Below are 26,467 nucleotides of genomic sequence, written 5' to 3' on the forward strand. Positions count from 1 at the left end.
ATATTACGCGTCGACGGCAGCGCATAAGCCGACAGATCACCGGTAAGTCCCGGGTTGTAAGGGTGTTTGTTACGTATTCCCGGCGGGGGTGTGCTTAACATCTCGTGGTTCGTGGTGTTTTCGCACTGTCAGGTAAAGCCGGTGCGCAGTGATCACGATCGCCAGCCATGCTGCACCCAGCGCCCATGCAGCCAGGACGTCGGTGAGCCAGTGATGTCCCAGGAAGACCCTGCTCAGGCCGATGGCAACAGCGAACAGGGCAGCGGCTGCGGCCGTAAGGATCCGGGCCCGTTTGGAATGAAGCCGCAGGATGATCAGGTAGGCAACGATGCCGGCAATCACCACCGCGTTCAGCGAGTGTCCGCTGGGGAAGGATGGTGAATGTTCGTAGGGTGGGACGGCGTCGCTGAGGTCCGGACGGGCGCGTCCCACGAGGCGCTTGCCGGCGATGGTCATCAGCAGGGACCCCGCGCCTGCGGTGGCGATCAGGATGACAGGCGTCCAGGAGCGGCGGCGCAAAGCGAGGACCACCATGATGATCATGGCCAGGACCGGCATGCCGATGGTTCCGCCAACATCCGTGAACGCCGTGACGACCACGTCCAGCGTGGGGGTGCGGAGGTCCTTGCTGGCCGCCAGTACCGGGTGGTCCAGTCCCGCCACCCCGTCGGCCGCCACCACCGATTCGTAGACCTCGCTGAAGGCGGCGGTCAAGGCAGCGGAAATGAGCGCTCCCACCAGCAGGGTCAGGAGCAGTGCGCCGTGCGGGCCCAGCACCTGGCTGATGCGGTGGACCACCCCTACCAGGCTCCGGCCTGTTCGACTGTCCCATCGGGTGAGGTCCTTGCCCCCTACAGTAGTGTCCTGGCGCAGTTCACCCCGCACTCCCGTTCCGGCCGGCGTCCCTTGGAGGTCAGTCAATGCGGTCTCCCTGTCTGTTTGGCAATGCGCAGCACATTCGCAATAGTAAGCAAGCTTATTGATTGCTGGGCGCACTGTCCACCGCATGCGGCCAGGACCCCGGCCGGAAAGTGGGCGCCCTAGGTGAGCAGCGCCCGGCGGAGGGTGTCCAGTCCAACAGAGCCGATGTTGAGCGCCTTGATGTGGAACTCCTTGAGGTCGAACCCGGGCCGTGCTTCAAGTTCCGCCCGGATCTGTTCCCAGAGGCGCTGGCCCACCTTGTAGGAGGGGGCCTGGCCGGGCCAGCCGAGGTAGCGGGTGAACTCGAAGTTGAGCTGGCCTTCGCTGATGGGGAGGTTCTCCTTGAGGAATCCGTAGCCCTTGTCGGCGGTCCAGGTGCCGGACCCCCAGCGTTCGGGCATCTCGAGTTCCAGGTGCACGCCGATATCGAAAACCACACGGGCCGCCCGCATGCGCTGCATGTCCAGCATGCCCATGTGGTCGCCGGGATCGTTCAGATAGCCCAGTTCCTGCATGAGTTTCTCGGCGTAAAGGGCCCAGCCTTCGCCGTGGCCGGAGGTCCAGCAGACGTTCCGGCGCCACTTGTTGAGCAGCTCGCGCCGGTAGGTTGCGGTGGCCACCTGGAGGTGGTGGCCGGGAACGCCCTCATGGTAGACGGTGGTGGTCTCGGCCCAAGTGGTGAACGTGTCCTCGCCGGCGGGCACTGACCACCACATGCGGCCGGGGCGGCTGAAGTCGTCCGAGGGGCCGGTGTAATAGATGCCGCCTTCGTCCGTGGGGGCGATCCGGCACTCGAGCTTCTTCATCACGTCGGGGATGTCGAAGTGCACGCCGGCGAGTTCGGCCACGGCCTTGTCGGAGAGGTCCTGCATCCACTCCCGCAGGGCCGCCGTGCCTTTCAGCTGACGGGCGGGGTCGTTGTTGAGGACTTCCTTCGCTTCGGCAATGGTGGCGCCTGTCTTGATGGTGGCTGCAACCTTTTCCTGCTCGGCGATGAGGCGGTCAAGTTCCTCCACGCCCCACGCGTACGTTTCCTCCAGGTCCACCTCAGCGCCCAGGAAGGAACGGGAAGCCAGGGCATAGCGTGCCCTGCCCACGGCGTCCTTCTCGGGCGCGGCGGGGAGCAGTTCGGTGCGCAGGAATTCTGCCAGCCCGGTGTAGGCGCCGCGGGCAGCGTCAGCACCGGCGTCGAGCTTCTCCTGCATGGCTGCAGGCAGGGGGCCCGCGTCCGTGGCGGCACCCGCGGCCAGCTTCGCGAAGAAGCCGTCCCCGGCGGCGTACTTGGTCACCTGGTCTATGACGATGCGCACCTGGCGGGCGGCCGCCACCTTGCCGGCGTCCCTGGCCAGGCGCAGGGACTCGGTGTAGCCGCTGATGGCAGCCGGCACGTTGTGCGCACGCCCCGCGATGTGCTCCCAGTCCTGTTCGGTTCCGGTGGGCATGAGGTCGAAGATGGCGCGGATGTCCTGGGCCGGGGAGGCGATGTTGTTCAGGTCCGCGTACTCCCAGCCGGAGGCGTGGATCAGCAGTTGCAGGCCCAGCCGCTCCCGCATGGCGTCCAGGGTGACGGCGTCCACGTCGTCCTCCGGCTCGAGGGCCTCGAGGGCCACGAGGGCTTCCCGTGCTGCCTCTGCGAATCCGGCGATGCCGGCGGGGGAGAAGTCCTGGTACTCCGTCTCATGTCCCGGCAGGCCAAGGGTGGTGGCGAAGGTCGGGTTGAGCCTGATCAGGGTGTCGGTGTAGTTGTCCGCGACGGTGTCGATCCGGGTGTGCGGGCGCGCGGCGGGTGCAGTGTCGGTAGTCACACCCCGAGACTACCCGGCCACGCGGGCAGGATGTGGAAGCCGTCAGCCCTGGCTGCGCTTCCAGGCTCCCGGCCCGGGCGTGGGAGCAAGCCGCAGCTGCTGCCTCCGCACCCAGTGCCGCACGCTGGCGGTCCTGGCCGGCGCCGGGCTCTCCCCGCTGAGGGACAGGACGACGGCGGTCAGTGCGGCCAGCTCCTCGGCGCTCGGCTGCCCCTTGACCACAGAGAGCAGGGGTGCGGCGGCTGCCGCGTCCGGGGGTTCGGCGGGCTCAGGCGCCCCTGGGGTGCTGATCACAGCGGGATGTTCCCATGCTTCTTGGCGGGGAGGCTGGCGCGCTTGTCCCGCAGGGCCCGCAGTCCCTTGATGATCTGGAGGCGGGTGTCCGAGGGGGCGATGACGGCGTCCACGTAGCCCAGCTGGGCGGCCTGGTAGGGGTTGAGGAGTTCTTCCTCGTATTGCTGGATCACTTGGGCGCGGCGGGCCTCGACGTCGCCGCCGTCCTCGGCGACGGCTGCGAGGTCGCGGCGGTAGAGGATGTTCACCGCCCCCTGCGCGCCCATCACGCCGATCTGGGCTGTGGGCCACGCCAGGTTCAAATCGGCGCCGAGCTTCTTGGAGCCCATGACGATGTAGGCGCCGCCGTAGGCCTTGCGGGTGATGACGGTGAGCTTGGGGACGGTGGCTTCGGCGTAGGCGTAGAGGAGCTTGGCGCCGCGGCGGATGATGCCCTGGAACTCCTGGTCCTTGCCGGGCAGGAAGCCGGGTACATCCACCAGGGTGATGATGGGGATGTTGAAGGCGTCGCAGTGGCGCACGAACCGGGCGGCCTTCTCGGAAGCCGCGATGTCCAGGGTGCCGGCGAACTGCAGCGGCTGGTTGGCCACGATGCCTACAGTGTGGCCCTCCACCCGGCCGTACCCGATCATGACGTTGGGAGCGTACAGGGCCTGCATCTCCAGGAAGTGCCCGTCGTCCACGATCTGCTCCACTACGGTGCGCATGTCGTAGGGCTGGTTGGCCGAATCCGGAACCAGCGTGTCCAGGGCGAGATCGTCGTCGTCGATCTCCAACTCCTGCTGGTGACCCAGGACGGGAGCCTCGGACAGGTTGTTGGACGGCAGGAAGTCCAGCAGTTCACGCACGAATTCGATGGCGTCGCCTTCATCCGATGCCAGGTAGGTGGACGTCCCGGTGGTGGCGTTGTGCTGCCGGGCACCGCCCAGGGTTTCCATGTCCACATCCTCGCCGGTGACGGTCTTGATGACGTCCGGGCCGGTGATGAACATGTGGGAGGTCTTGTCCACCATCACCACGTAGTCGGTGAGTGCGGGGGAGTAGGCCGCACCGCCTGCGGACGGGCCCATGATGAGCGAGATCTGGGGCACCACGCCGCTGGCGTGGACATTGTTCCGGAAGATATCCGCGAACATGGCCAGGGAGGCCACGCCTTCCTGGATGCGGGCGCCGCCGCCGTCAAGGATTCCGACGACGGGGCAGCCGTTGCGGAGCGCGAACTCCTGGACCTTGACAATTTTTTCGCCATTGACCTGGCTCAGCGATCCGCCGTAGACGGTGAAGTCCTGGCTGTAGACCGCCACCAGCCGGCCGTCCACCGTTCCGTAGCCGGAGACCAGCCCGTCGCCCAGCGGCTTCTTGTTTTCCATGCCAAAGGCGGTGGAGCGGTGCACGGCCAGGGCATCGAACTCCACAAAGGAGTCCTCGTCCAGCAGCAGGCCAATGCGCTCGCGGGCAGTGTTCTTGCCGCGGGCATGCTGCTTTTCGATGGCTTCAGGGCCGGAGGGCTGTTCGGCGCGCGCCTGGCGGTCGCGGAAATCGGCAATCTTTCCCGCTGTCGTTGTCAGATCGTGGCTCATCAAGTGTCTCCGGCTCTGTAGCAGGTCAGTTCTGTTGGCTGGCGGCCCATTCTGTCCGGAGCATTAAGTAGCTTCCACACAAAAGACCAACCCTGCTGGCAAGTCTAGTGACGGTTTGGGCCTCAACAGCTGTAGGGAACCTACAATTTTCTGCCGCTCCAGCAACCTCTCCACAATGTTACTCGCCGGTAACTTAGTTGGGCTACAGTGTTCCCATGACTTCAAGCGACAAGGCTTTGCATGCCCCCGAAAGCCCATACCAGGCGGCAGGTTCCCTGGCGGGACGCACCATCCTGCTGTCCGGCGGCAGCCGGGGGATCGGCCTGGCCATTGCGCGGAGGGCGGCCCGGGACGGCGCCAACATCGTGCTCCTTGCCAAGACGGGGGAGCCGCACGCCAAGCTGGCCGGCACGGTCTACACGGCAGCGGAGGAGTTGGTGGCGGCCGGCGGCCAGGCGCTGCCCCTGGTGGGCGACGTGCGCAGGGACGGGGACGTGGCCGGCGCCGTGGCCGCAGCCGTGGACCGGTTCGGCGGCATCGACGTCGTCATCAACAACGCCTCCGCCATCGACCTCTCCACGACGGACGCGGTGGACATGAAGAAGTACGACCTCATGCAGGACATCAACGTCCGCGGCACCTTCCTGCTGTCCAAGTTGGCGCTCCCGGCACTCCGCGCCTCCGGACAGGGACAGATCCTCACTCTCTCGCCGCCGCTGAACCTCCACCCCTCCTGGGCGGGAAAGCACCTGGCCTACACCATGGCCAAATACGGGATGAGCCTGACCACCCTGGGCCTGGCGGAGGAACTGAAGGCGGACGGGATCAGGGTCAACTCCCTGTGGCCCTGCACCCTGATCGACACCGCGGCCATCCGCAACATGCCCCACGGCGAAACCATGGTCCTGGCCGCGCGCGGCCCCCAGATCATGGCCGATGCCGCCCACGCCGTCCTGACCGGAAGCAACCTTGGTGCCGGTGGGCCGCCGTCGGGCAACTTCTACACGGATGAGCAGGTCCTCGCAGCCGCCGGCGTGACGGACTTCCGCCCCTACAGCCTGGGCGCACCGGAAGACCGGCTGGTCCCGGACATCTTCCTTTAGCCTGCCTTCCTGCCGTCCCTGGACGGTCCCTTCCGGGACGGCAGTTGTCTGGGTGGGACCCGGCCCGGCTCGGTAGGATCTACCTATGGATGACGCACACGCACCGGGAACGCCCCTGAACCGAGGGGACCTGGCCGACCAGCGGTTCCTCTCCGCCGCGGGGATACCCCGGATCGACGTCGTGGACTCCACCGGCTCCACCAATGCCGACCTCCTGCGCGGTGTCACCGTGGAACCTGCCGCATGGCCGGACCTCTCCGTCCTGACCGCGGAGTACCAGACTGCTGCAAGGGGAAGGCTGGACAGGCGCTGGGAGGCGCCGCCGCTGAGCTCGGTGTCCGTCTCCGTGGTACTGCGTCCGGTCAACGCGGACGGCAGGCCCCTTCCTACCCAGAGCTACTCCTGGCTCTCCCTCATCGCAGCCCTGGCGCTGCGTGAAACCCTCCTGGAAACGGCAGGCCTTCCGGCCGAGCTCAAATGGCCCAACGACGTCCTGGTGCGCGGCAGGAAGATTGCCGGCATCCTCGCCCAGCTGGGCCCCATGGTGGACGGCAACGTGCCCCCCATCATCCTGGGGACCGGCCTCAACGTCACGCTGCAGGAAAGCGAACTTCCGGTCCCCACTGCCACCTCCGTGGCCATCGAACGTGCCACTACCACGGACCGCACCGCCCTGCTGAAAAGCTACCTGTCCCGTTTCGCAGTCCTGTACCGCAGTTTCTGCAATGCCGACGGCGACCCCACGGCAGGGATGGCCGGCGGCCCGTCGCTGCACAAAAGGGTGGAGGCCGTGATGGTCACCTTGGGAAAGCAGGTGCGCGCGCAACTGCCCGGCGACCACGAAATCATCGGACACGCATCCCGGTTGGATGACTACGGCTCCCTGCTGGTGGTTGACCGCGACTCGCACGAGCATGTGGTGACGGCCGGGGATGTTGTGCACCTGCGGCCATGGTCATCGCCGGACGCACCGGACCAGGGCGGTTATGCGTAAAACCCTCCTACCAGGGGAGCAGGTCATCGTCACTACCCGTCCGCAGCCGCGGAAGCTCGCCGGGGCCGCCGTGGCCTTTGTCCTGGCGCCGGCGCTTGCCGCCTTCGCCAGCGCATGGATCATCCGCGGCGGAGCAGTCCGCGTGGCGCCTGCCTTCGGCCGCCAGTGGACGCCCTGGCTCGTGACAGCCTGCGTCGCCGCGGCGGCAGCGGTGTGGCTGGGCTACTGCCTGCCGCGCCTGCTGCGCTGGCAGGGCACCCGCTACACCTTGACGAGCCAGCGGATGGTGGCCCGGTATGGCCTGGTGAACCGGCGGGACCAGCAGGTGAACCTGGGGTCCGTGCGTAACCTGACAGTCCATGAATCGCTGCTGCAGCGACTGGTGCGCTCGGGGAATATATCCTTGGAAACCGGGTACCAGGGCGTGGTGACCTTTCGCGACGTGCCGGAGGTTGCCAGGTTCCGCGACTTTATCCTCGACGCCATCGGGGAACTGCCGGATGACAGCGGGGCCCAACCGGGCGAAGCGACGTATTACCCCACCGGTGCTTTTCCGGAGGAAATGAGAGAAGGTGGACGGGATGACCGATGAGGACCAGCAGGAACGCGTCGAGAGCATCGCACCCGGCTTCGCCGTCTTTGATCCCGCCGGCTCCTCCAGCGACTCGTCCGGGTCTGGACCCGCACGCGCTGCGGACATGCCCGCCGTGGACCGCCATCCGCCAACAGCCACCATGTCCGCCGAACGCCTGGCCATGAAGGCGCTCGAAGCCCGCCTCCTGGGCGGGGAACGCAAGCTTCGCCGTCGCGAAGTTGCCGCCGGGGCCGGCCTCTCACTGCTTTCGGCCCGCAAACTGTGGCGCGCCCTGGGGTTCCCCAACTTCGGCGACGAGGACGTCGCATTCACCGAACGCGACCAGGCAGCCCTGTCCACCGTGGTGGATCTGGTCCGCACGGGCAAGCTCACGGAGGAAGCAGCGATCTCCGTGACGCGCTCCATCGGTCAAATGACGGACCGTATGGTGGTCTGGCAGATCGAGGCGCTGGTGGAGGACATGGTCCATGAGCAGGGCGTCACGGATGCTGTGGCCCGCAAGCGCCTGGTCAACGAACTTCCCGCGCTGGTGGACGCACTCGAGGAAGTGCTGGTGTACTCCTGGCGCCGCCAGCTCAACGCCGGCGTCCAGCGGCTCGCCGTCCGGGCCGAGGCAGGGCTGCAGGCCAGCGAAGAAGGGCGTGAAGGCGACGAGGATGACGCTCCGCTTCCCCTGGCGCGCGCGGTTGGGTTCGCGGACCTGGTCTCCTACACCAGCCTGTCCCGCCGGATGAACGAAAAAACGCTCGCCCGGCTGGTCCAGCGCTTCGAAAACAAGTGTGCCGAGATCATCTCCGTGGGCGGCGGCAGGCTGGTCAAGACGGTTGGCGATGAAGTCCTCTACATCGCGGAAACCCCGGCCGCGGGCGCTGAGATCTCGCTGGCACTTGCCGAGGCGTTCACCGAAGACGAGATCCTCCCCGAAGCCCGGGTGGCCATGGTGTGGGGCCGGATCCTGTCCCGCCTTGGCGATATCTACGGTCCTACGGTCAATCTCGCGGCGCGCCTGACCACCCTGGCAGATCCGGGCACCGTGCTGGTTGACTCCATGACCGCCTCCGCCCTGGAGCATGACGAGCGGTTCGTCATGCTTCCGCAGGACCCGGAAAACGTGCGCGGTTTCGGCGAGATCCACCCCGTCCGCCTCACCCGCGGCCGGGGTAAGGGATTGGTCCTGGACTAGGAACCCGGCTCCTGCCGCTGTTACCGAAGCCGGTCTCAAAGAATTTGTCCATTTGTTGGCGTATAGCGGTATCGTTGTGGTGCCCGGGGTCCTGTGACGCCGGATGCAGGCAGAAAGCCTAGAACTACCCGGGGGATTTCCATTCATGAAACGTCGCGGACATACACGCGCCCAAAGCACTGCTCCCGGCGCGCCCCGGTGGCGCCGCCTGGCGCGCACCGGAGCACCACATTGCTGACGCGAACGGGCCCGGCATGGGGGAAGTTGTCCCCATCGCGGGGGTTGCAGCGGTTCGGTACGCTTGCCCCGGGGAAAGAAAGCCTGCTGCCTGTCCTGCGATATGGCCGCCATCTGGCTACACAATCTGGGGGAAAAGTAACGCTGTGACAACTCTGCTGGGGAAGCTTGGGCTGAAGAAGCGACATAGGAAACTCGCCTCGGGTACGGCGTTTGGTGCTGTGGTGGCGGTGGTGGTGACGGGTGCTGTGTTGTATCCGGGGTTTAAGACCACCGAGGTGGAGTTGAATGACGGCGGTGTCTGGGTGGTGTCGAAGTCGAAGAATGCTGTGGGGCGGTTGAATTATCCGTCGCGGGTGTTGGATGGGGCGGTGACGCCGGCGTCGGCGACGTTTGATGTGTTGCAGCATGCCGGTGAGGTGTTTGTTGATGATGAGACTGGTTCGACGTTGAACCAGGTGTCGCCGGCGAATATGCGCCTTGGCGGGGATAAGCAGTTGCCGGGGGCGGCTGATGTGAGTTTCGGGGCCCGGACGATTTCGGTGACGGATGCTGCTTCGGGGAAGGTGTGGGCGGTGTCGCCGTCCACGGTCAATGGCTTCGACAAGGAAGCCTCGGAGCCGGTGTTGGTGGGTTCGGCGGGCATTGTCTCTGTGGTGGGTTCTGATGACCGGATTTATTCGGCGGATCCGAAGACCGGGGCGGTGACGGTGACGGGGGTTGATGCCAATGGGGAGAAGACGTCGTCGGAATCCAGCATTTGGGATGGGCTTAAGGGTGCCGGGGATTTGCAGTTGACGGTGGTGGGGGACCGGCCGGTGGTGTTGGATGCTGCGGCGGGGAACCTGTTTTTGCCTGGTGGTAAGCGGTTGGCGTTGGAGAACGCGCGGGATGCGAAGTTGCAGCAGGCCGGGCCGGGCGGTGATGTTGTTGCGGTGGCGACGCGGAAGGCGTTGGTGGAGCAGCCGCTGGATGGTGGGACGGCCAGGACGGTGGCGTTTGATGGTGAGGGTGTGCCTGCTGCTCCGGTGCAGTTGGGTGGGTGTGTGCATGCGGCGTGGTCGGGTGCGAATAAGTATGTCCGCGATTGTGTCAATGATGGGGACGATAAGAAGGCGGACGTGCCCAAGGCGAGTGCGTCGCCGTCGTATGTTTTCCGGGTGAACCGGGACCTGGTGGTCCTCAACGATGTGAACTCGGGCAACGTGTGGTTGGTGAACCAGAACATGCAACTGGTCAACAACTGGGACGACGTCATCCCACCCAAGAACCAATCCGATGACCAGGACCAGGAGTCCGCGGACAATAACACCGTCAACGTCCTGCCGGACCGCACCAAACCGAACCGTCCGCCGGAAACCAAGCCCGACGCCGTCGGCGTCCGCCCGGGCCGTACCACCGTCCTCAGCGTGCTGGATAACGACTCCGACCCCGACGGCGACGTGCTCACGGCAGCCGTGGGGGACGCCGGGCCCAAAGCGGGAACGCTGGAAAGCATCTACGGCGGCACCGCCTTCCAGATCACCGTCCCCGCAGACGCCAAGCCGGGCACGGAGACGTTCAACTACAGCGCCTCGGACGGCCGCGGCCTGTCCGCAACTGGCCAGGTCACGCTCAGCGTGGTGGGACCGGACGAAAACAAGCCGCCCAAGTTCAAGCGCGGCGAGGACACCACCATGCTGGTGGAACAGGGCAAGACCGTCAGCCAGAACATCCTCACCGACTGGCTCGATCCCGACGGCGACGACCTGGTCCTGCTGGACGCGAAGGCTGACAACGACCAGGACCAGGTCAAGGTCCGGCGCGACGGGCTGCTGACCTTCCAGGATTCCGGCGCCACCGCCGGGAAGAAGAATGTCCAGGTGACCATCTGGGACGGCCGTGCCACCGTCACGGGCAAGGTTGTGGTCAACGTCAAGCCGCCCGGTGCACTGGCGCCCGTGGTCAATGCCGACCACGTTACGGCTGTGGTGGGCCAGGACCTGGTCATCTCCCCATTGAAGAACGACGTCGACCCCAACGGTGGTGCCCTCCGGCTGGCACAGGTGGAGGCCAACGGTCCCGCCGAACTTGGGCCCGTCACCGACGGCGGCACCTTCACCTTCCGCAGCAGCACCCCCGGCCCGGTCTACCTCACCTACATCGCCAGCAACGGACCGCAAAGCAGCCAGGGCCTCATCCGGGTGGACGTGGAATCCGGCAACGACGGCGGTGATCCCGTGGCAGTCCATGACGTCGCCCTGATGCCCACCGGCGGAAGCGTGCTGCTGGACCCACTGGCCAACGACTCCGACCCCTCCGGCGGTGTCCTGGTGCTGCAGTCCGTGAAACTTCCGGACAACGCCACGGTATCCGTCAGCGTCATCAACCACAGCGTCCTGCGGATCACGGACATCCTGGGGACCAAGGATCCCATCCTGTTCGAATACACCATGTCCAACGGAAAGAAGTCGGCCACCGGCAGCGTTTCCGTGGTGCCCGTCCCGGCGCCTGCCGTCGTGGAAGCCCCGCAGCCCAAACCGGACGAAGTGAATGTCCGCGTCAATGACGTGGTCACCATTCCCGTCCTGGACAACGACACCCACCCGCAGGGGCAGGAGCTGACCGTGGACCCCGTCCTGCCGCAGTCCGTTGATCCCGCCGACGGCAAGAGCTTCGTCTCCGAGAACACACTTCGATTCATCGCCGGAAGCCAGCCCAAGACCGTCCGCGCCATCTACAACGCCGTCGATCCGCAAGGCCAGAAGAGCGCCGCCGCCGTGACCATCCACATCCTTCCGCTGGAGGGCGCCGAGAACTCCCGGCCGCAGCCGCGCAACCTGACCGCGCGCGTCGTGGCGGCGGGCACCGTCCGGATCCCGGTGCCCTTGGACGGCATCGATCCCGACGGTGACTCCGTGCAGCTGACCGGCATCGACAGCACACCTGCCATGGGAACCGCCACGGTGGGCAGCAACTTCATCGACTTCACCGCGGCCGGGGACGGCGCCGGTACCGACACCTTCCGCTACAAAGTGGTGGACCGCCAAGGCGCCGTCAACACGGGCACCGTGACGGTGGGCATCGCGCCCCGTGGTGAGACGAACCAGAAGCCCACCCCGGTGGACGACGAGGTCCGCGTGCGTCCGGGCCGGCAGATCGCCGTCGACGCGACCGCTAACGACACCGATCCCGACGGGGACCGCATCCGGATCCTGACCGACGGAATCGAGGCAGACCCCGCGCTGCAGGCCACCGTCAGCAAGAACAGCGGCCGCATCATCCTGCTGGCCCCGAACGAGGCCGGAACCGTCAACGTCCGCTACACCATCGCCGACGACCGGGACGCGACGGCCCAGGCCACCATCCGCCTGGTGGTTGACAACGACGTGCCGCTGAAGGCGCCGATCGCACGCGACGACAGGGTGACGTCCGCCCAGGCCATGGGCAAGACCGCCGTGGACGTTCCCGTCCTCAAGAACGACGAGGACCCCGACGGTGTGGGCGAGAACCTGAAGATCAGCACGGAATCCACCACGGCCCGCCCCGGCAGCAACGGCAACGTGCTGGTGGACCTCACCGCGCAGCCTCAGCTCATCCCGTACACCGTGGAGGACGTGGACGGCCAGCAGTCCACCGCCATCATCTGGGTACCGGGGCTGGGCCAGCAGGTTCCCACGCTCGCAAAGGACGAGGTCCTTGAGGTGAACGCGGGGCAGTCTGTGGACGTCAACCTGAAGGAGTGGGTCAAGGTACGGGAAGGCCGGTCGCCCCGGCTGACCCAGGCGGACCGGATCAAGCTCATCGGTGCCGGCGGAGCGAACCCTGTCACCAACGACGGGACCGGCCTGAAGTACACGGCTGGCGCCGACTACGTAGGCCCCGGATCGCTGACCTTCGAGGTGACCGACGGCACCGGACCGGACGATCCTGCCGGCCTGAAGTCAACCCTCAGCATCCGCACCAAGGTCCTCCCGGACCCCAACAAGAACAACCCGCCCGAACTGCTCGGTGCCAACGTGGATGTTCCCAAGGGCGACTCCGCCGGCACCGACCTTGGCAAGCTCACGTCCGATCCCGACCAGGACGACGTCGAGAAGATGAAGTACGAGATGGTGGGCGATTCTCCCGGCGGTTTCAATGCACGCATCGAAGGCAGGACGCTGAAGGTTTCGGCGGCAGATTCCACTGCCACCGGAACCCGTGCGGCGGTGCAGGTCAAGGCAACTGATCCGCGCGGACTTGAAGCCACGGCCACCTACCAGCTGTCCGTGACCGCCTCCAACCGGCCCAAGCCGGTTGCCAATGACGACGTTGAACCCAACGCCGCTGCCGGTAAGCCGGTCACCGTGAACGTCCTGGCCAACGACGCCAACCCGTTCCCGGAAACACCGCTGAAGATCATCGCCGCCAACACGGAAACGGGCAGCGGCAATGTGGGCGTCAATGGTGACTCGGTGACCGTCACACCGGCACCTGGTTTCACCGGAACCGTGGTGGTGGCCTACACCGTGGAGGACAAGACGCAGGACAACTCCAGGCATGCCACCGCGCGGGTCCGGCTCACCGTCAAGGACAAGCCTGCGTCCCCGACTACGCCGCAGGCGCAGAGCGTGGGCGACCAAACGGCGTTGCTTAGCTGGTCTGCGCCAGCCGACAAAGGCTCAGCCATCACCAAGTACACCGTCTATGGGGAGGGCGGTTTCCGGCAGGACTGCCCGGCCAACACCTGCACCCTGAACGGGCTGACCAACAACACCACGTACCACTTCCAGGTGACGGCCACCAACGAATTCGGTGAGTCCGAGCGGTCACCGGCGTCCGCCGATGTCCGCCCGGACGTCAAGCCGGATACTCCGCTGGCGCCGTCGCTGAAATTCGGCGACAGGCAACTGGCGGTGAACTGGACCGCTCCGGCCAGCAAAGGCTCCCCGGTCAAGTCCTATGACCTGGAAATCTCACCGGCACCCGCCGGCCAGAACGCCCAGATCCAGGGCCTGACATCCGTCAACTATGTGTGGAAGGGCCTGCAGAACGGCGTCTCCTACAAGGTCCGCGTCCTGGCCCGTAATGACGCCCAAGACCCCTCCGAGTGGAGTCCTTATTCGGCCGCCGAGGTGCCGGCCGGGGTTCCCGCCACACCTGCCGCGCCGAGCGTGTCGCAAGCAACGCCGGTGGGTTCGCAGAGCCAGCTGCGCGTTGTGTGGACGGCACCCAACAACAACGGTGACGCTGTTTCGTCCTACACGCTGACCACCCTCCGCGGCGGTGCTGCCGTTTCCACCCAGCAGGTAGCGGGGACGTCGCAGAACGTTACGGTGGACAACTCCGAGTCCAGCTATACGTTCACAGTGTCGGCCACGAACAAGGCTGGGACCAGCGCCACCAGCGCGCCGTCATCAGCCACGCGTGCCGTGGGTAAGCCCGGAACAGTGGGAGCGCCAACGGCCGCCCTGGTAGACACCAACGCCAACGGCGGCAAGATCGACGTGCGGTTCCCGGTCTTGACGGACGCCCAACGGAACGGCTCAGCGCCCAGCGAAATCACCTACCGGTACAGCCTCACCTCAGGCGACGGCTCGGGCAGCATTGCCGCCGGGGGAGGCGCGGTTGCCGCGCCCAACGGAACCCAGACAGCGGTGGTGGTGTGGGCAGTGTCGTCCCGCAGTACAACGGCCGGCGACGCAAGCGCACCGTCCAACGCCGTGAACCCTTACGGCGTTGCTTTTGCCCCGACCGTCAACGGCAGCAGCAGCAGCGGTGTTGGCGACAAGACGGTGTCGTGGACGTGGAACCAGCCCAGCGGCAACGGCCGGGCAGTGACGGGTTACCAGTACAGCCTGGACAACGGCCCCTGGCAGGACACCCAGCAGCGGAGCTTCTCCAAGAGTGTGGGCTATAGCGAGACCCACAAGCTTGAGGTACGTGCCATCAGCGCGGGGCAGCCTGGGCGGATTGGCAGCGACACGTCCCGCAGCGGGGCGGAACCGCCGCCTCCGGTGCCCACGTCCTGGAGCATTACCGCGACCCCGGTTCGAAGCTGCACGGAGCCCGGCTACGGCACGGACAGTTTCCGCGCCGGCAACCCGTCTGACTGTGTGGGCGGTGGCAAATGGATGCCGGCCAACCAGCCCGCCAATTCGGACTTCTACGTGGTCTGGTACAAGACGAACGAGAACCCGTCAGGCATTTGGTACCACCTCACCAGTGGTGCTGCGGCCGGGAACTACGTTCGCAGCGACACGACGAACCATTCCGGGAACCCGCCCGCCGGGATGCCCAAGCACTAGATAACCCGGGCACCGTCCGGACATGCTCCACTACCTCGAAAAGGACACTTTCATGACCATGACCATTGAGCAGGCCGAATGGTTTGCCGGTACGTTCGAAAAGCTGGTTGCCAATGTGGGGCAGGCGGTGCTGGGCAAGGAACACGTCATCCGGCTGACCTTCACCGCCATGCTGGCCGAGGGGCACGTCCTGTTCGAGGACGCCCCCGGCACGGGCAAGACCTCCCTGGCCCGGGCGCTTGCCGCCACCGTGCAGGGCTCCAACAACCGCATCCAGTTCACCCCGGACCTGCTGCCCTCCGACGTGACCGGTGTGACCATCTACGACCAGAAGACGCAGAAGTTCGAGTTCCACAAGGGCCCGATCTTCAACAACATCGTCCTGGCCGACGAAATAAACCGCGCCTCGCCCAAAACCCAGTCAGCGCTGCTGGAGGTCATGGAGGAATCCCGCGTGACTGTGGACGGCGTCACTTACTCCGCGGGCCGGCCGTTCATGGTGATGGCCACGCAGAACCCGATTGAGCAGGCAGGCACCTACCGCCTGCCTGAGGCGCAGCTGGACCGCTTCCTGATCAAGACCTCCATCGGGTATCCGGACCACGCGTCCACGGTCCGGCTCCTCGGTGGCAGCAATTTGAAGGACCGCTCCCAGGAACTGTCCGCCGTCATTACCACCCAGGCGGTGGCGGACATGGCTGACCTCGCGGCAACAGCCCACGTGGACACCGCCGTACTGGAATACATCTCCAGGCTGTGCGAGGAGACCCGCAACGCCCCGGAGACCCGGCTGGGCGTTTCGGTGCGTGGTGCGCTGGCCATGGTGCGGGCGGCCAAGGTCTGGGCTGCCTCGCAGGGCCGGAACTTCGTCCTGCCGGATGACATCAAGGAACTGGCCCCCGTGGTGTGGACGCACCGGTTCGTGATGGACCCCGAAGCAGAGTTCTCCGGCGCCACCCCGGAGGCTGTGCTGACCAGGATCCTGGCGGACGTCGCCGCCCCGCAACAGCGCACCAACGCCTGAGCCGCCCGGCTGCAATCGAAAGCCGCAGCACCACCCCTCCATTCCAGCGCAACAACGAAGGCACCCCCCTATGTCCGACGGCACGTCCAGCGGCACCCTGTTGACCCGGTTCGCGGAGCGATTCCAGCAGCTCTTCCACCGGAACGGCCGCCCCACCCGGCTGCATCCTGCAGCGGTATGGTCCGAAGCCAGCAGCACCGCCCTCCAGGCCCTGACACCGGCCTGGCGGGCCGTCCGGGACAACTGGCTGAAATACGTGTGGCCGGTGCTTTCCGTGGTCAGCGTCCTGGGCTGGTCCGTCCTGGCCGCCGCCGTCCTGCTCTGGATCACGGGGCAGGCATTCGGCTGGCAGGAGGCCACGGCAGCGTCCATTGCCGCGTTCGCAATGTTCGTGATCGCTATTGCCTTCATCCTGGGCCGGTCCTCGTACGGAGTGGTCCTGGACCTGGCCCGCACCCGGGTGGCGGTGGGGGACAGCGCCGTCGGAAGCATTGCCGTCTCCAACACCTCGGCCCGGCCCCTGCTGCCGGCCGCGCTGGAACTGCCGGTGGGCAGCACCACCGCCGTCTTCCACCTGCCGCGGATGAAACCCGGGCAGGTCCACGAAGACCTGTTCACCATCCCCACCGCCCGGCGCGCCGTCATCGTGGTGGGACCGGTCCGCTCCGTCCGGGCAGACCCGCTGCACCTGCTGCGCCGCCAGGTCCTCTGGACCGAGCCGGAGGACCTCTTCGTCCACCCCCGCACCGTGGCCCTGGCCGGCTCCGCCGCAGGTTTCATCCGCGACCTTGAGGGCATGCCCACCACGGACCTCTCCAGCGCCGACGTCTCCTTCCACGCCCTGCGCGACTACGTGCCGGGCGATGACCGCAGGCACATCCACTGGAAGACCACGGCCCGCACCAACAAACTCATGGTCCGCCAGTTCGAGGAAACCCGCCGCGCCCACCTCGCCATTTCGCTGTCCATTAACACCGAGGAATACGCCTCTGAAACCGAGTTCGAGATGGCCATCTCGGTGGCCGCCTCCATCGGCCGGCAGGCCATCCGCGAACAGCGTGAACTGGATGTCCTGACTCAAAAGGGCCCCCTGCGCTGCGAAACCGGCCGCGACATGCTCGATGACATGACCCGGATCGTCGGGGCTCCCATGCGCCGCACCGCCGTCGACCTCGCCCGGACCCTGGCGGACACCGTCCCCAACGCCTCCGTGGTCTTCTTCGTGGTGGGCAGCAACGTGACGGCGACCCAGCTCCGTACCGCCTCCGCCTCCGTGCCGCCCGGCGTGCGCAGCCTGGCGGTCAGGGTGGAAGCCGGCGCGGCCCCCACCCGGGCCAACATCGCAGACCTCACTGTCCTGACGCTCGGCGACCTGGCCGACCTTGCCATCGTGCTGAGAAAGGCGGCCGCATGAGCACCGCACCGGGCCGTTCCCCGCAAACCCGTCTACCGCAAACCCGTATCCCGCAGATGCGTACCCCCCGCAAAGCCGCCAACCAGGAGTCGGCGTTCGCGGACGGCCAGCCGCTGCGGCACTTCCTGCTCGACGCCGGAGCCCTGGTGGTCCTGCTGGGCCTGGGCCTGCTCGGCTTCGGCCTGAGCTTCGGCGGGGACCCCTACTACCTGTTGTCCGGGTTTGGCGGCATCATCCTGGGCCTGGCCATCGGCGCGGCAAACGCGCACCTGCGCCTGGGCCTGCTGATCACCACCGCCCTGGCCCTTGCCGCATACCTGGTCCTGGGCACCTGGCTCGCGGTGCCGGATTCCGCCATCGCCGGCGTGGTCCCCTCCCTGGACTCGCTGCGGACCCTGCTCCTTGGCGTCGTCTTCGCCTGGAAGGACATGCTCACGGTGGGCGTGCCCGTGGGAACTGCCGGCGGCGTGCTCATTGTGCCCTTCCTGAGCTCACTGATCACGGCGCTCGTCGCCGCAGTGCTGACATGGCGCGCCAAGAGCCCCTACCTGCCCCTCCTGCCGGTACTGATCCTGTTCGTCACGGGCATCGCCTTCAGCACCAATGCCGCGTTCCTGACCCTGGAACGCGGCATTGGCCTGACCGTGCTCGGCATCGCCTGGGCAACCTTCCGCCGCGACGCCCTGCGGCGGAGCAACACCCGCCGCGTGTCCGTCAACAACCCGCAGACGGACACCGCCGCCGCACGGCGTGCGAGGATCCGAAGGCTGGGAATGGCGGCGGGAGTCATCGCCATCAGCGTGGGGGTCACCGCGGTGGCCGCCCCGCTGGTCAGCGCAGGGGAAGACCGGAAAGTGCTCCGTAACGTGGTGGTGCCGCCGTTCGACCCCAAGGACTACATCACGCCCCTGGCGAGCTTCCGGACGTACGTCAAGGACAAGAAGGACGACACCCTGTTCGTGGTCAAAGGCCTCCCGTGGGACGGCAGGGTCCGGCTCGGCGCCCTGGATGCGTTCAACGGCACCAACTACAACATGGATCCCAACGGCTCAGGCAACTTCAGCAAGGTGGGCGATGCGAAGTCCATCAACACCCTCGCCGATTCTTCCGGGGTAGTGCCCACCAACGACTACTCGATCAGCATCAACATTGAGGACTACCAGGGCTACTTTGTCCCGGGGGGCCGTAAAACCACCGGCATCAGCTTTGACCAATCCGGCTCCGCCGCCGCTGCGGGCCTCTACTTCAACCCGGGATCCGACACCGCAGTGACCACCAGCGGGCTGTCCCGCGGAGACTCCTACAGCGTCCAGGTCTCCGACCCCGTCAAGCTCGAGCACGGGCAGCTGACGCAGTACGACTTCGCCAAGGTTTCGCTCCCGGACGCCCTGGAGGTCCCGCCGGTGGTGGGATCGCAGGCCAACGACCTGTCCGCCGATGCGCCCACCGCCATCGACCGGGTGCGCCAGATCGAAGCCCATTTCCAAAAGACGGGGGCGTTCAGCAACGGCCTGGTCAGCGAGGGCCAGCTGCCCAGCGTCTCGGGCCACGGTTCAGCCCGGATCCGCAGTCTGCTCACGGCCAAGCAGATGCTCGGCGACGACGAGCAGTACGCGGTGGCCATGTCCCTGATGCTCCGGCACCTGGGCATCCCGTCCCGCGTGGTGATGGGTTTCTATCCTGAGCCGACCAGCCCGGAGAACGGCGCAGGGGAGGTGAAGATCACCGGAAAGGACGTCCACGCCTGGGTGGAGGTGGCGTTTGATCGGGTGGGCTGGGTCAGCTTTGATCCCACCCCGCCCAAGGACAACATTCCCATTCCGCCGGACCCCGAGAACAAGTCCAAGCCCAAGCCGCAGGTGCTGCAGCCGCCGCCCCCGCCGCAGGAGCCGGCAGACCTGCCGCCGGATTCCTCACCGGACGCGCTGGACGCGGACCAGAAGAAGGACAACCCCTGGCTGTTCTGGGGTGCCCTCCTTGGCGCTTTGGGCGTCGTCGCGATCCCACTGGTGGTCCTGGCCGTGCCGCTGTTGCTCATCGCCCTGTTGAAGACACGACGGCGGAAGTCGCGGTTCCGCGACGGGCACCCCGCCCAGCGTGTGGGCGGAGGATGGAACGAGGTGGTGAGCCTGGCGACAGACCTGGGCGCCGCCGTCGACACCCGCTCGACGCGGCGGGAAAGCGCAGCCGTGCTGGCCGAAGCATTCCCTGCCAGCCAGGGAACCACCACTATGCTGGCGCGGCGTGCGGACGCCTCTATTTTCGGAGCAGGGCAGCCCACCGAGGAGGAAGTCCGCGAGTACTGGACCATCGTCGATGGGTCGCTTAAGGAGATGACCTCCTCCATGGGATTCTGGCGGCGGCAGCAGGCACGGTTCTCGCCCCGGTCGCTGCTTGCCGACGCCCGGACCGCGATGAACTCCGGCAACGGGCTCAAGCCCCGCGGCGGCCGGGGGACCCTGCCGGTGGTGGGCGGGATCCTCGCCGCCCGCCGCCGTCGTGCTGCCAACGGCACCGTTCCAGGGGACCGGCCCGGAACGCCCGGCACACCCGCAGCGTCCCCACCGGAATCCCCGCCGCGCGACCCGCACGAGTCACACCAGCAAGGACCCAACCAGCAGTGATGCCCGACGCCGAACGCTGCCCGCGCTGCCAACAGCAGATCCGCGCGGGAGCCACTTTCTGCACTGCCTGCGGCGCGCCGCTGCCCAACCGGGCGGCGCGCCGCACCCCCACCCCGGACCCGCTGGCGGACCTCGGCAGGGGCGATGCCCAGCAAGCGCGCCCCGCGCATGCGCCGGGGATTCCCGGTACTATCCCGGTAGTAGGAAGGCCCGCGGCAGGTCAGCCGGCGGGCACAGCATCAACGGGCACCGCGCGCAGGAGCACCATGCACGCGGGCACCGGGCCGGGCGTGACCGGCGGTTCCACCTGGGTGGAGACCGCTCCAGGGGGAGGAACGGGAATGGCAGTGATCCTTCAGCTTGCTCCGGCTGCAGCGGGCAAGCGGCTTGGCGCTGCCGTGATCGACTGGCTGCCCGGTGTGGCGGTGCTGGTGGTGACGTTTGCCATGGGTTTCGCGGGAATCACCCGGACCAGAAGCGGCGGCTTCATCGTCTACGACACGTCCTCCCTGGTGCTGTTCGGGGGCATTGGACTTGGCCTCACCCTGGCCTACCTGTTCGTGGTGCTCGGCCTCGAAGCCCGTACCGGCAAAACGCCCGGCAGCCTGGCCATGGGGATCCGCAGCGCGGACCAGGACGGCTACGCTCCGGGCGCGGGCGCGGTCTTCCTGCGCGGCCTCATCACCGGGGCCGGCATCCTGCTGGCTTTGCTGGCGGCGGTGCTGGTCGTGGTGTTCAAGTGGTTTGACGCCGCCCTGTTCATTCTTGGCCCGCTGCTCTTGATCGGTGCAGCCTGGGCTGTGCTGGTGGTGGTTTCCAACCGGTGGGACAAGAACGGCGGGCTGCGGGCCTGGAACGACACCGCTGCCAAGACCCTGGTGTTCGACATCAAGGCCGGCAGGGACCCCCTCACCACCGGCGGCATCCAGGGACCCTACAGCTTCGCGCCCCTGGACCTTCCACCCGTCCAGCAGGTGCTTTCCCCGGTGGCCGGCGCCAAAGCACCGCGCCCTGCGGGCCCCCAAAGTCCACTGCCTCCGGCCCAGGCACCACAGGTCCAGTTGGCGCAGGCCCCCGCCCCACAGGCTGCAGCTTCCCAAACTCCGGCGCCCTACGTCCCGGCACCCCAGGTACCGTCGCCGTCGGCCGCCATGCCGTCTCAGACCAGGCCCTACACCTCGCCGGCGTCCTTCGCGCCGCCGGCTGCTGCCGCGCCCGGACACCGGGTGCCTGCGCCGCATGCGGATGACGACGTGGAACGAACCCAGGTGCGGCCGGGCACCGGCGGCCCCGCCCAGGTAGCCGTCCTCCGCATCCGCCTGGACGACGGCCGCGACTTCCAACTGGACCGCAACGTCCTGGTGGGCCGCAATCCCGTGGGACAAACCGGGGAACAGCATGCCCAGTTGCTGGCCGTGGACGACCCCGGCCGCTCCATCTCCAAGACACACCTGCACCTGCTCACTGACGGCGCAGGCATCTGGGTGACGGACCGGCAGTCCACCAACGGAAGCGCCGTCACCACCCCGGACGGCCTGCGCACCCCCCTGGTGCCGGGCGTCCCCACGTTTGTTACCCCGGGATCCAGCGTGCACTTTGGAGACCGTACCTTTTACCTAGGACAGGCATGAACCAGCACCCCGCCAGCGTTTCCTCCACCATCCAGCCGGGGCCCGGCCTCAGCCTCACCTACGGCTATGGGACGGACCGGGGACTCCGGCGGGAGCTGAACGAGGATTCCTACATCGCCGCCGATCCCGTCTTCGCTGTGGCAGACGGCATGGGCGGGCACGAGGCCGGGGAGATTGCCAGCGGCCTGTGCGTGCGTGCCCTGGCCGAAATGCCCCAGGTCACCACCGGGGAGCGGACCATCACCGCGTCCGTCCTCCAGCAGTACCTGGTGCGTGCAGACAACTCCATCCGCGAAGCCACGGGCGCCCGTGCCGGCACCACCCTCACCGGCGCCGTGGTGGTGGAGCAGATGGGCACGCCGTACTGGCTGGTCCTCAACATCGGCGATTCGCGCACCTACCGGCTCAGCCAGGGCCGGTTCGAGCAGATCAGCGTGGACCACTCCGAGGTCCAGGAGCTCGTGGACGCGGGCGAGATCACTGCCCAGGAAGCCACCGTGCACCCACGCAGGCATGTGGTCACCCGGGCCCTTGGCACGGGTGACGAAACGGAGGCTGACTACTGGCTCCTCCCCGTCGAGGAAGGCGACCGCGTGCTTGTCTGTTCCGACGGCCTCACGGGGGAACTGTCGGACGACGACATTCTCCGGATCCTCAGCACCGTGGCAGAGCCGCAGGACGCAGTGGACGCCCTGATCCAGGCTGCCCTGCGCAGTGGTGGCCGGGACAACGTGACGGCCATCGTGGTGGATGCGCGGAACGTAGCGAACGACGACGGCGCGGGCACCACCGCGCCTCGGCCTGCCCCGGCGGACGGGGACGAAGTGACGCTGCCGCGGCCACCTGCGTCCGAAGCCGTAACGCAGCCCCTGCCGGCACCGGTTGAAGACAGCGCCGACCAGGACGGGGAACCCGGACGGTGACCGGCGCCAGCTACATTCCCGGCACCTGGTTGGGCATTGTCCGTTCGGGGACCGCTGTCATCCTGGGCCCGGAGACGCCCGCCGGACTCGCGGGCGCCATCTGGGAGCTCCTGGGCACACAACCCGAACCGCACGAGGTCCTGGCGGCAGTTACCAGCAGCTCCGGCGGATCACTGGCACGCATACCGTCGTTCGGGATCCTGGACTTCAATGGGTCCCTGCGGGTCTTCCTGCGCGGCGAGCTCGACCTTACGGTGGAGCAGCCCGGCGGCCCGGTGGATCTCGACGGCCGCGACGTGACCACCTGGAACGAGCGCAGGTTCGTGGTGCCCGGGAGGTGCCGGCTGGGGATCGCCGGCGGTGGCACGGGCACGGCAGGGCAGGCTGCGGGACGACCCGGTGTGCCGCTGATGGAACTGCCGCTGGTTGAACTGCCGCTGGGGGAGGGCGTGGTGCTGCTGCAGTCCCTGACGCTCGGCGCACCGGCCGGCCCGGCCGCCGTCGCTGGTCCTGCCGCCGTCGCTGATCCTGCCGCAGTCGCTGGTCCGGCCGCAGCGGACCGCTCAGTATCCAGCGGTGCTCCTGTGGCCGCCGACGGCCCGTTTACCGTGAATTCTTCCGGTGAGGTGGACGGGGCCGCCGACACCGATCAGGCCATTGCCGCCGGAAGGGCGCGGGTGGATGCCGGGGCAGCGGCAGGAGTCATTGGCGGCGCCTCTCACGGGAAGTCTGAGCACCACCCGGATGATGAACCCCTGGACCACAGCGGGCCGGAACTGCTCCCCGCCGTTCATGACCTTGACCCGGAAGCCACTATCGCCCCCGGAGCGATCATCGACGCTGACGGAGAGCTGGCTGAGGAAACCGGCGTGGAAGCGCCCGGTCCGGAGGCACCAGGCACAGAACCTCTGGACGCAGGCGCACGGGGACCGGAGGCAGCGGGCGTGGAAGCGACCGCCGCTGCCGTGAACCAAAGCCATGAAGCTCCCGGCGTGGAGATGACCACGTCCTACGACCACTTGTGGGACCGGACTGTGATGCGGAACATCGAAGACGCGGCCATGCGCGAGGACCCCGACGCCGATTCCGGACACGTGATGCCGCAGCAACAGCCGGCACTCCCTGCAGCCGAACCACTGCCTGCGCTTGGTACCGCGGAGGACGCGGCTGCGGGAAGCCCGGCTGCCGGTTCGGGGGCGGCGGCGGATGCCGGAGCAGCCGGCCCGGGCGGACTTGGTTCCGGGTCGAATGACGCGGCTGCCGCCCCGCCCCGTCCTGCGTCCCCTGGAGTCCTCATCGATTCCGTGCCGTGGCGCACCGGGGCAGCGGCAACCAGCCCGGCATCAGGCAGCGGCTCGCCGGCACCCGGCATCGGCAACCACGCCCCCGCCCAACAGCACGCCCCCGCCCAACAGCACGCCGCCGCGCAACAGCTGGCCCCGTCCCACGGTCCGGCGCCTGCCCCGGCGCAAGAACCCGAACCGGGTTTCGATCCCGACCACGACGGCCAGACGGTCATGAAGAGCAGCCTCGCGGGAACGGCAGCTACAACACCTGCCGTACAGCAGGACGCCGCCGGCGGCCCCTTGGTGCTGGCCCGCGTCTGCGCCCAGGGCCACGCCAACCCGCCCACACGTGGCCAGTGCAACATCTGCGGAGCCGCCTTGTTACCGGATGCCGTGCAGGTGGCGCGCCCCCGGCTCGGCCGAATGCGGCTGTCCACCGGAGAGCTGCTGGACCTCGACCAATCAATGGTCATTGGCCGGCAGCCGTCGGTGTCCCGGGTCCAGGGCGGCATCATGCCGCGGCTGGTCCAGGTGGCAAGCCCCGGCGGCGACATCTCCAGGTCCCATGTGGAGGTGCGCCTCGAGGGCTGGCACGTCATGCTCTGCGACCTCAAGGCCACCAACGGCACTGTCCTGGTCCGCGAAGGCCAACCGCCGCGCCGCCTCGCCCAGAACGAAATGGCTATCCTGCTCGACGGCGACATCGCGGAGCTGGGCGACAACATCTCATTGCGTTTTGAGGAGATTCCTTGAGTTCCAAACGGCCGGTTGCGCCGCCGCCCCGCATTTCAGGGTTCACCTACGTCAGCCTGCTCGGCTCGGGCGGGTTTTCGGACGTGTACCTGTACGAACAGGACAGGCCCCGCCGGAAGGTGGCCGTCAAGGTCCTGCTCTCGGACCTGAAGACCGAAGGCGCCCGGCGGCGGTTCGAGTCCGAGGCCAACCTCATGGCCCAGCTGTCCTCGCACCCGTACATCGTCACCATTTTCGAAGCTGAAGTGACGGATGACGGGCACTCCTACCTGGCCATGGAGTACTGCTCCCGGCCCAGCCTGGACGTGCGGTACCGGCGGCAGCGCTTCAGCGTCGATGAGGTCCTGGCCGTCGGCATCCAGGTGGCCTCCGCCGTCGAAACCGCCCACCGCGCCGGCATCGCCCACCGCGACATCAAGCCCGCCAACATCCTGGTGACCGACTACAACCGGCCAGCCCTGACCGACTTCGGGATTTCCGGCACCCTTGCCGGGGACTCTGACGACGACTCGGGCATGTCCATTCCGTGGTCCCCGCCCGAGCAGTTCCGGGACGGCAGTGTTGACGGCGTCATGGTGGACGTGTGGGCCCTCGGCGCTACGCTGTACACCTTGCTGGCGGGCCGATCGCCCTTTGTCCTGCCCGGGGCGGACAACTCCCAGCGCGAGCTGATCAACCGGATCAGCAACACGCCGCTGCCGCGGCTGGGCCGTGCGGATGTGCCGGAGTCGCTGGAGTTGGCGCTGGCGACGGCCATGGCGAAATCGCCGCAGTCCCGGTACTCCTCCGCGCACGCCTTCGCCCTGGCGCTCCAGCGCATCCAGGCCGAACTCAACCTTTCGGTCACGCCTTTCGAGGTCCTGGAGGAACCCCAGCAGGAGGAAAGCGACCCGGACGACGGCGCCGAGGAAACGCGCGTCCGCAGCATCGCCGCCATCGATCCGGAACGAACCGGGAGCGCGCCCACCTTCCCGGCCAGGACCCGCCCCAGCTCACCCGGCGCCGGGACAGGCGCCACGGGACCCCGGGGTGGCGCCGTACCGCCGTCGGCCTTTGCCCCTGCCGGCCCCAGCCAGTGGCGGGCGGGCCCGGCAGTGCCCTCCATCCCGGCAAGCCCCGCCGGAGCGGGCGCCATCGCAGCAGACGCGGCCGACGGCGGCGGGCAGGGGGAGTGGGCCCAGTCCACCGTCCTGCGGGGCAGCACAGGTGCGGCGAACTACGGCGCGCCGGTAACGGACGCCGGACAGGACGCGTACACCGCCGACGCAACCGTGCAGCGGGCCGCCATGGTGGACCAGCCCGAAGGGGCGCCGGCAGCGGACCATGGCAAACGCAACCTGTGGCTGGCGATCTCCGGCGGCACCCTGCTGGCGCTGGCAGCGGTGGTGGGCATCGTGGTGGCCAACGCTGCCCCCGGGACGCCGAAGCCAGTGACCACCCAGCAGGTCAGCAAGCCGCCCGCGGACGCCCTGGACAACGGCACCGTCCCCGATGTGGCAGGCCTCAAGGGCGCCATCGCCGGCGACGGGGAAGCCACCTTCACCTGGACCAACCCGCAGCCCAAGGACGGCGACACCTACAAGTGGAAGGTGTACACGATTGGCGGCGGCGACGGCGGATTCCAGGCCATCGCGCAGCCGCCCGTCCGGGTCCGGCCCAATCCCACCGGGCAGACCTGCATCCAGGTGATGATCGTGCGCACCGACGGCGCCTTCTCACCCATGGAACCAGGCTCCATCGCATGCGTGGGCCAGTGACATCCTTGCCGGCAAGTCCCGCAACAGCACAGCATCAACACTCCGGTCACCGGAACACTTCTGCCTTGAGGAGG

General features: G+C 67.5%; 16 protein-coding genes. 12 read left to right on the plus strand and 4 right to left on the minus strand.

The window, feature by feature from the left end:
• Positions 1 to 69: 69 nt before the first annotated feature.
• From J7I84_RS03905 to J7I84_RS03920, 4 genes are all read right to left on the minus strand, one after another.
• A complete protein-coding gene (locus tag J7I84_RS03905; protein WP_251046017.1) occupies positions 70 to 921 on the minus strand; it encodes a phosphatase PAP2 family protein in 852 nt (283 codons plus the stop codon).
• 119 nt (positions 922 to 1,040) lie between these two features.
• On the minus strand, positions 1,041 to 2,726 hold the full coding sequence (locus J7I84_RS03910; protein WP_214940841.1) for a DUF885 domain-containing protein: 1,686 nt from the start codon (positions 2,724 to 2,726) through the stop codon (positions 1,041 to 1,043).
• A 42-nt stretch (positions 2,727 to 2,768) separates the two neighbouring features.
• A complete protein-coding gene (locus J7I84_RS03915) occupies positions 2,769 to 3,017 on the minus strand; it encodes an acyl-CoA carboxylase subunit epsilon (RefSeq protein WP_214941357.1) in 249 nt (82 codons plus the stop codon).
• Entirely contained in the window at positions 3,017 to 4,600 is a 1,584-nt protein-coding gene (locus tag J7I84_RS03920) for an acyl-CoA carboxylase subunit beta (protein WP_214940843.1), read from the minus strand. Before J7I84_RS03920 ends, J7I84_RS03915 begins: the two co-directional genes overlap by 1 nt.
• Before the next feature lie 215 nt (positions 4,601 to 4,815).
• Between J7I84_RS03920 and J7I84_RS03925 the strand changes: the two genes are divergently transcribed.
• The 12 genes from J7I84_RS03925 (at position 4,816) to J7I84_RS03980 (ending at position 26,393) form a co-directional block, all read left to right on the plus strand.
• Positions 4,816 to 5,703, plus strand: coding sequence for an NAD(P)-dependent oxidoreductase (locus tag J7I84_RS03925; RefSeq protein ID WP_214940845.1), 888 nt, complete (start codon positions 4,816 to 4,818; stop codon positions 5,701 to 5,703).
• Between the two features lie 85 nt (positions 5,704 to 5,788).
• The gene (locus tag J7I84_RS03930) at positions 5,789 to 6,697 is read left to right on the plus strand and encodes a biotin--[acetyl-CoA-carboxylase] ligase (protein WP_214940847.1); all 909 of its coding nucleotides are present in this window, start codon (positions 5,789 to 5,791) and stop codon (positions 6,695 to 6,697) included.
• Positions 6,690 to 7,289, plus strand: a complete 600-nt coding sequence (locus tag J7I84_RS03935) for a PH domain-containing protein (RefSeq protein ID WP_214940850.1) — start codon at positions 6,690 to 6,692, stop codon at positions 7,287 to 7,289. The genes J7I84_RS03930 and J7I84_RS03935 overlap by 8 nt, the downstream gene beginning before the upstream one ends.
• 106 nt (positions 7,290 to 7,395) lie before the next feature.
• Entirely contained in the window at positions 7,396 to 8,475 is a 1,080-nt protein-coding gene (locus J7I84_RS03940) for an adenylate/guanylate cyclase domain-containing protein (protein WP_396020030.1), read from the plus strand.
• Between the two features lie 383 nt (positions 8,476 to 8,858).
• Positions 8,859 to 14,981: an Ig-like domain-containing protein gene (locus J7I84_RS03945; RefSeq protein ID WP_214940854.1), complete on the plus strand. Its 6,123-nt coding sequence runs from the start codon at positions 8,859 to 8,861 to the stop codon at positions 14,979 to 14,981.
• A gap of 52 nt (positions 14,982 to 15,033) precedes the next feature.
• A complete protein-coding gene (locus J7I84_RS03950) occupies positions 15,034 to 16,005 on the plus strand; it encodes a MoxR family ATPase (protein ID WP_214940856.1) in 972 nt (323 codons plus the stop codon).
• A 70-nt stretch (positions 16,006 to 16,075) separates the two neighbouring features.
• Positions 16,076 to 17,419: a DUF58 domain-containing protein gene (locus J7I84_RS03955; RefSeq protein ID WP_214940858.1), complete on the plus strand. Its 1,344-nt coding sequence runs from the start codon at positions 16,076 to 16,078 to the stop codon at positions 17,417 to 17,419.
• Positions 17,416 to 20,043, plus strand: coding sequence for a transglutaminase family protein (locus tag J7I84_RS03960; protein ID WP_214940860.1), 2,628 nt, complete (start codon positions 17,416 to 17,418; stop codon positions 20,041 to 20,043). The genes J7I84_RS03955 and J7I84_RS03960 overlap by 4 nt, the downstream gene beginning before the upstream one ends.
• Positions 20,043 to 21,674, plus strand: coding sequence for an RDD family protein (locus J7I84_RS03965; RefSeq protein ID WP_251046019.1), 1,632 nt, complete (start codon positions 20,043 to 20,045; stop codon positions 21,672 to 21,674). The genes J7I84_RS03960 and J7I84_RS03965 overlap by 1 nt, the downstream gene beginning before the upstream one ends.
• Positions 21,671 to 22,597 carry a PP2C family serine/threonine-protein phosphatase gene (locus J7I84_RS03970; RefSeq protein ID WP_214940864.1) on the plus strand — a complete coding sequence of 309 codons (927 nt, stop codon included), beginning with the start codon at positions 21,671 to 21,673 and terminating at the stop codon, positions 22,595 to 22,597. Before J7I84_RS03965 ends, J7I84_RS03970 begins: the two co-directional genes overlap by 4 nt.
• On the plus strand, positions 22,594 to 24,636 hold the full coding sequence (locus J7I84_RS03975) for an FHA domain-containing protein (protein WP_214940867.1): 2,043 nt from the start codon (positions 22,594 to 22,596) through the stop codon (positions 24,634 to 24,636). The genes J7I84_RS03970 and J7I84_RS03975 overlap by 4 nt, the downstream gene beginning before the upstream one ends.
• Positions 24,633 to 26,393, plus strand: coding sequence for a serine/threonine-protein kinase (locus J7I84_RS03980; RefSeq protein ID WP_214940870.1), 1,761 nt, complete (start codon positions 24,633 to 24,635; stop codon positions 26,391 to 26,393). The genes J7I84_RS03975 and J7I84_RS03980 overlap by 4 nt, the downstream gene beginning before the upstream one ends.
• Positions 26,394 to 26,467 lie beyond the last annotated feature (74 nt).

Source organism: Arthrobacter sp. ISL-85 (assembly GCF_018613675.1).
Classification (GTDB): domain Bacteria; phylum Actinomycetota; class Actinomycetes; order Actinomycetales; family Micrococcaceae; genus Arthrobacter.